At 58.7% G+C, this 6,651-nt stretch carries 5 protein-coding genes and 1 tRNA gene; 1 reads left to right on the top strand and 5 read right to left on the bottom strand.

The genetic code is table 11. The features are described 5' to 3' along the window. The 4 genes from H1Y01_RS16330 to dnaA all read right to left on the bottom strand — a co-directional run. On the bottom strand, positions 1 to 689 hold a 689-nt coding region (locus tag H1Y01_RS16330), incomplete at its 3' end, for a class I SAM-dependent methyltransferase (RefSeq protein WP_180541573.1). A 22-nt stretch (positions 690 to 711) separates the two neighbouring features. Beyond that, the gene (gyrB, locus tag H1Y01_RS16325; protein WP_180541572.1) at positions 712 to 3,144 is read right to left on the bottom strand and encodes a DNA topoisomerase (ATP-hydrolyzing) subunit B; all 2,433 of its coding nucleotides are present in this window, start codon (positions 3,142 to 3,144) and stop codon (positions 712 to 714) included. A 29-nt stretch (positions 3,145 to 3,173) separates the two neighbouring features. Then, positions 3,174 to 4,298 (bottom strand): DNA polymerase III subunit beta, encoded by a 1,125-nt coding sequence (gene dnaN / locus H1Y01_RS16320; protein WP_180541571.1) that lies wholly within the window; start codon positions 4,296 to 4,298, stop codon positions 3,174 to 3,176. 223 nt (positions 4,299 to 4,521) lie between these two features. Then, positions 4,522 to 5,835, bottom strand: a complete 1,314-nt coding sequence (dnaA, locus tag H1Y01_RS16315; protein WP_180541570.1) for a chromosomal replication initiator protein DnaA — start codon at positions 5,833 to 5,835, stop codon at positions 4,522 to 4,524. A 344-nt stretch (positions 5,836 to 6,179) separates the two neighbouring features. Between dnaA and H1Y01_RS16310 the strand changes: the two genes are divergently transcribed. Next, positions 6,180 to 6,255, top strand: a tRNA-Gly gene (locus H1Y01_RS16310). An 82-nt stretch (positions 6,256 to 6,337) separates the two neighbouring features. On the opposite strand, the gene H1Y01_RS16305 is transcribed toward H1Y01_RS16310, so the two are convergent. Continuing rightward, on the bottom strand, positions 6,338 to 6,651 hold a 314-nt coding region (locus H1Y01_RS16305), incomplete at its 5' end, for a DUF433 domain-containing protein (RefSeq protein WP_219341617.1).

Here is a 6,651-nt window from a genome sequence, read left to right as displayed (position 1 = left end):
GCCATCATCCGCAACCGCCGGTAGTCCGCAACCCACCTCCCGTCATGAAAGAGCGCTGACCGCAACTCGGCCTCGACCTCATTCATCGGGCGCGTATTGTCCGGCCGGAAAGTAGCCACCCAATCGCGCAACCCGGCTTCGCCGCCTTCTAGCGGAGTTGGTCGATCGAAGAGCATCGCATTCGTGACCTCGAGCCCGTGCCGCTCGAGAATACCGGCGTACTCACCGATCGATGGGAAGTAGTTCTTGATCTGCGATCGGACCGCGCTATCGATCCGCTTGATATTCCCGCGCCCGCCCATCTCAAGTACGTAGCGCCCGCCGGGCCGCAGCACCGTGGCGACAGTTTCGGCTGCCGCGTCCTGATCGGTAATCCAATGCAATGCCGCGTTCGAGAACACCGCGTCGAAGGGCTCGGGATCGCGGAAGTCCTCGGCGCGGATCAGATGGAACGTCAGGTTGGGATAATTCTGGCGCGCCTGACCGATCATCGCGGGGCTCGGATCGATCCCTACCACGGTAGCTCCCGCGGCGGCAATCTTTGCGGTTAGATGTCCGGTGCCGCAGCCGAGGTCGAGGATCCGCTCCCCCGGTTGCGGAGCAAGCAACGCGAGCAGGTCGCCGCCGAATTGCCAGACGAACGAATGGCCGCCCTCGTAGCGCTCCGGATCCCAGTCGGCCTTCCGCATCGCCTGTGGTTAAGCCCGCTAGCTACACGTCAAGATTCTTGACATCCAGCGCGTTGTCTTCGATGAACTTACGGCGGCTCTCGACGTCTTCGCCCATCAGCGTCGTGAAGATCGCGTCGCTCTCAACGACATCTTCCAGCCGGACTTTCAGCAGCACGCGTTTTTGCGGGTCCATCGTCGTTTCGCCCAGCTGCTCGGAGTTCATCTCCCCGAGCCCCTTGTAGCGCTGCACGCTGGAATCGCGCTTGCCTTCTTCCTTGACGTGCGCGAGCAGCGATCGCCAGTCGTTCTGCACATCCCGCCGCTCGTTCTTGATCACGTAGAACGGCGCGTGATTGAAACGCCCGACCTGTTTTGCCAGTACGCGATATCGCTTGAAATCGGGCTGCGACGCCAGGTCCATATTGATGCACCGCTCCGCATTGGTCGAGTCGTGATAGGAAACCATCCAGGCGGCGTGCTCCTCATCCGCGCGAACTTGCGCGGTCTCGACGCCGGCGGCAAGGAGCGCTTTCGCCAGATTCTCCATATTGCCGCGCTCCGAGTAATCCGCCTTCGTATCGACGGCGAATTCCACGCGCCCCAGCACATCGACGACGCGCGCATCCCGAAGCCGACGTTCGACTTTGAAGGACATCTGATCGAACTCATCCAGACTCAACAGGAACGCCCGCAGCTCGCCCGCCTCCAGACGCGACGACGGTTGCCCGTTGGCCGTGTTCTCGACCACCAGGTTCTCGGTCGCGCGCCGCATGATCTCGCGCGTAAATTCCTTCTCGTCCTTGATGTACTTCTCGCTCTTGCCCTTCTTGATCCGATACAGCGGCGGCTGGGCGATATAAACATGCCCACGGGTGATCAGCTCCTGCATGTGACGGAAGAAGAACGTCAGCAGCAGCGTACGGATGTGCGAACCGTCGACGTCCGCGTCCGTCATGATGATGATTTTGTGATAGCGCAGCTTGGCCGGATTGAAATCCTCTTTGCCGATCCCTGTACCCATCGCCGTGATGAGCGTCCGGATTTCGTCGTGGCCCAGCATCTTGTCGTAGCGGGCTTTCTCGACGTTGAGGATCTTGCCCTTGAGCGGCAAAATCGCCTGGAAGCGCCGGTCCCGGCCCTGCTTCGCCGTACCGCCGGCCGATTCACCTTCCACCAGGAAAAGCTCACAACGAGCCGGATCGCGCTCCTGGCAATCCGCCAGTTTCCCTGGCAATCCGCCGGAATCGAGCGCGCCTTTTCGCCGCGTCAGATCGCGCGCCTTACGGGCTGCTTCGCGGGCCCGCGCGGCATCGATCGCCTTCGAAACGATCTTGCGCATCACCGACGGGTTCTTGTCGAAAAACTCGCCCAGCTTGTCGTTGACAAACTGCGTCATCGGCCCTTGAATATCGCTGTTCAGCTTGCCTTTGGTCTGACCTTCGAACTGGGGCTGCGGTACCTTCACGCTGACGACCGCGGTCAAGCCTTCACGCACGTCGTCGCCGGTGAGGTTCTCTTTCACGTCTTTGAACAGGCCGGCCGATTGCCCGAACGCGTTGATGGTTCGCGTCAGCGCACTGCGGAATCCCGAAAGGTGCGTGCCGCCTTCTTTGGTGTTGATGTTGTTGGCGAAGCTGAAGACCGTCTCGGCGTACTGGTCGTTATACTGCAGCGCCACTTCCATGCCGATCACGCTGTCATTCGGAAGCTTGGCCGTCGCTTCGAAATGAATCGGCTTCTCATGCAGCACACTCTTGCCGCGGTTGAGATGCTTGATGAACTCCGAGATGCCGCCCTCATACACAAACTCGTGGTTCTTGGGCGGGTCCACGCGTTCGTCGGTCAACGTGATGCGCAGGCCTTTATTCAGGAACGCCATCTCGCGCAACCGCTGCGAGAGCGTATCGTAGTTGAACTTGGTCGCGTCCATGATCGTCGGATCGGGACGGAACGTAATCTTGGTCCCGGTTTTCGAAGCCTTGCCCGCACGGATCAACGGCGCCTTCGGAACGCCTTTCGAATACTCCTGCGTCCACGTTCCTTTATCGCGCCAGATTTCGAGTTCGAACAACTCGCTGAGCGCGTTGACGCAGCTCACGCCCACGCCATGCAGGCCGCCGGATACTTTGTACGAGTTCGAATCGAACTTACCGCCCGCATGCAACTTGGTTAACACAATCTCGGCGGCCGAAACACCAAACTCCGGCTTGATATCCACCGGGATCCCGCGCCCGTCATCCACCACCGTGACGGAATCATCGATGTGAATCACCACTTCGATGTTCTTGCAATATCCAGCCAGCGCTTCGTCCACGGAGTTATCGACGACTTCATAAACCAGGTGATGCAGGCCCATCTCACCGGTCGAACCGATGTACATGGCAGGGCGCAGTCGCACCGCCTCCAGACCCTCAAGCACCCGAATACTACTGGAATCGTAATTCTCTGACGGCATATTCACTTCGTTAGGCATGTCAAACTCTTTCCCGAACACCAACCCATTCAGATCCGCATCGGCATAACGACGTAGCGGTAACTCTGCGTGATCGCGCCATCGGTCGGAACCGAATACGGCTGCAGTTCGCCGGCGCTCTTCTCATCCTTCAACGAAAACGCCACCTGGTCCTGCGTGATGGCTCGCATGAAATCCAGCAGGTATTGCGCGTTGAATCCGATCTCGAGATTCGGTCCCTGATACTCCGTGGGAACGCTCTCCTCACTTTCACCCGTCTCCACCGAGGACGAAAACACCTTGACTTCACCCGGCTCGAACCGCACGCGGATGGCCCGCGACCGCTCATCCGCAAACTGCGCGACGCGTTCGATGGCCGATCGGATTTCGGTCTTCACCATGAGCGCGATGTGTTGGTTCTCACGCGGCAGCACACGCTCGTAATCCGGAAAATTCCCGGTCAGCTTGCGCGTAATCAGCAGCCGGTCGCCGAACTTGAAGAACAGGTGATTGTCATCGCCGGCGAGGATCGCTTTCTGTTCCGGATCGCCCTCGGCAGCCAGCTTCAAGACCTCGTTCATCGCCTTTCGCGGCACCAGCGCGCGGAAGCTGCGGTTCGCGCCGTTTTGGAAGGGCTGATCCACGTAGGCGAGCCGGTGCCCGTCGGTCGACACCATGGTCACGCCTTCCGGCTTCAGCAGCAGCAAGGCCCCATTCAGCGTGAAGCGCGACTCTTCCATGGAGATGGCGAACCCGGTACGCGAGATCAGGGCAGAAAGCAGCCCATAGGGGATTTCTCCGATCTGCTCCGGCATCTCGGGCAGTTCCGGAAAGCTCTCGCGGCTCATCCCGGCAATTCGCGTCTTGGAGCGCCCGCAGGTGATCGACGCCCAATGATTCTCCAGAAACTTAAACGCGATATCGGCGTCCGGCAGCAGACGGACGTAATCGAGCAGCCTCCGCGCCGGAATCGTCCCCGCGCCGGACTTCTTCACGCGCGCCGGACACGAACAACGAATCCCGAGTTCCAGATCCGTAGCGGTCAGCGTGACCCGATCGTTATCCGCCTCAATCAGCACATTCGACAGAATCGGGATCGTCGTTTTCTTTTCGACGACGCCTTGCGACAGACTCAGTTCTCGAACCAGATCGCTCTTGGCGATGGTAAATTCCATGGCGCTCCTATTCTCCTGCTGGGTTCATATACAAATACAGAATAGAACCGTATTCGTAGGTCTTGTCGAAAAGTGGATTTCTCTCTAAATTATACAAAATTCAGCACCTTCTTGTCTCGCGAGGACTCGGAAAAGCACTTGGCCGAATCTGCAAAAATCGAGCTGTAACGCAATATCTACAGTTTTGCGCTGCCGGTTCGCACCCCGCCTGTGGATCAAAACGCTAACCGCCTTGCAATGAGTCCATTAGACTGTGCAACATCCTGTTCAATTCGGGGTCATCCTCCCGTTTCTTGGTGATGACCCCGATGGAGTGGATCACGGTGGTATGGTGCTTTCCATTGAAAGCCCGGCCGATCTCCGGAAGCGACGCCGACGTGAGCTCTTTCACCAGGTACATCGCGATCTGGCGCGGGTAAACCACCGCCCTGGTGTTGCTTTTTTCCTTGAGTTGCATGGGCTTGATCCCGAACTTCTCGGCGACCGCGCGCTGGATGGCGTCGATCGTCACCCGACGGTCCTGGGCGTGCGCCAGATGCTTCAGGCAACTCTGGGCCATGGTCAGGGTGATCGGAGCTCCCGTAAGCGATGAGAAGGCGATCAGCTTGATCAGCGCGCCTTCCAGTTCGCGGACGTTCGATTTGGTCCGCGAGGCCACGAACGTCGAGACCTCGAGCGGCAGCGTCACCCCTTCCGCTTCGGCCTTCTTATCCAGAATGGCCATCTTCGTTTCCAGATCCGGCGCCTGGATGTCGGCAATCAGCCCCCACTCGAAACGCGAGCGCAGCCGCTCCACGAGGCCGGGGATTTCCTTCGGCGGCGAATCGCTCGAAATCACAATCTGCTTCTGATGGTCATGCAGTTCGTTGAACGTGTGGAAGAATTCCTCCTGGGTTCGTTCGCGCGTGCCCAGCATCTGGATGTCGTCGATCAGCAGGACGTCCGCCGAGCGGTAGCGCTGCCGCAGCACGGCCATGTGGTCGAAGCGGATCCCCGAAACCACCTCGTTGGTGAACTTCTCGCTGGAGGTATAAACCACGCGCATCTTATTCGAGCTGATCAACTCGCGCCCGATGGCATGCATGAGATGGGTCTTCCCCATGCCGACGCCGCCATAGATGAACAACGGGTTATAGCTCCGCGAGGGATTGGTAGCAACCGATCGCGCCGCCGCGTGCGCAAACTGGTTACTGGCGCCGACCACGAAGTTGTCGAACGTGAACCGCGGATGCAGTTCGCCAAGCTGGCCCGTGACCTCCTGCGGTACGCCTTGTGGAACGAGCCGCATCGGACGTTCCCCGTCGGGGGCATGGTAAACGACATCCCCAAACCGCGCGCCACTGATCTCGCGCACCAACCGGTAGACAAGGTCACTGTACTCGGATTGAAGCCATTCGCACGTCTGGGAATCCGGCGCGCGTACATGCAACGTGTCTCCTTCAATCCGATCGAGGGTCGTGCGGGCGACCCAGTTTTCATAACTTTCAGAGCTCAACGCTGCCGCAAGCTGCTGTTTCACCTGATCCCAAACGTTCATATCCACCCAATAAGACGATCCGCTGCATTCAGCCGCCGAAAAACCCAATAGACAATAAACGTTTGGAGACGGAGCCTCGAAAGGCGCAATCTGGCAATGCGTTCAACTCAACCCGGATTGAAAGCCGCCGCCGGCTTTAACCGGTGCGGAACGTGACGATTTGATGAATTGGCTGGTTCAAGAGCGGAATGGCAGCACTCACTTTAGCACAAAGAATCGGATCGCAACAGAAATATAACTATTGTGTTTTGAGGTAGTTGCAAAAAACATAAAGGGGTGGAAATGTAGTTTGACAGTACCGCTCCAAACAGTGCAAAATGGAGGTTTACCGTTCGTCTCCCAGCGCGGGAGTAACTCAGTTGGTAGAGTGCGACCTTGCCAAGGTCGATGTCGCGGGTTCGAATCCCGTCTCCCGCTCCAAAATCATCTTTGTCCGGGTCGAAACCAGAGGCATGGGCCACTGCAACCAGCGATTCGTGCAGGCATTCGTCGATCAGAAACCTCAGGCACTCTTGAGAAGGGTGGCGAGCGGGAAGGAATCCTGACGATGGGGTGTTTTCCCGGGCCAGGGTCGGCGGGTGCGCCGCCCGCGACGTGGAAAGGCGCGCATGTACAGCGGCGCAATGGAGACCTTCTCCCGGTCGAGCGTCGGAAAGCCATCGAGAATCTCCTCCGTTGTCGCGCCGCCGGCAAGCATGTCGGCAACTAAATCGACGGGAACCCGCGTGCCCTTGAAAACCGGCGTTCCGCCCATAATCTCCGGATCGCTGCTCACCATTTCCTCGATATGGGCGAGCTGCTTCAACTGGCCTTCGA

Source organism: Nevskia soli (genome assembly GCF_903970205.1).
GTDB lineage: Bacteria > Acidobacteriota > Terriglobia > Bryobacterales > Bryobacteraceae > Bog-113.
This window is presented reverse-complemented; position numbering and strand designations above follow the sequence as displayed.

What these genes read in the sequence shown, in the direction of transcription:
- gyrB (WP_180541572.1), bottom strand. Translation starts at nt 3,144, where the DNA reads ATGCCTAACGAAGTGAATATGCCGTCAGAGAATTACGATTCCAGTAGT.
- dnaN (WP_180541571.1), bottom strand. Translation starts at nt 4,298, where the DNA reads ATGGAATTTACCATCGCCAAGAGCGATCTGGTTCGAGAACTGAGTCTG.
- dnaA (WP_180541570.1), bottom strand. Translation starts at nt 5,835, where the DNA reads ATGAACGTTTGGGATCAGGTGAAACAGCAGCTTGCGGCAGCGTTGAGC.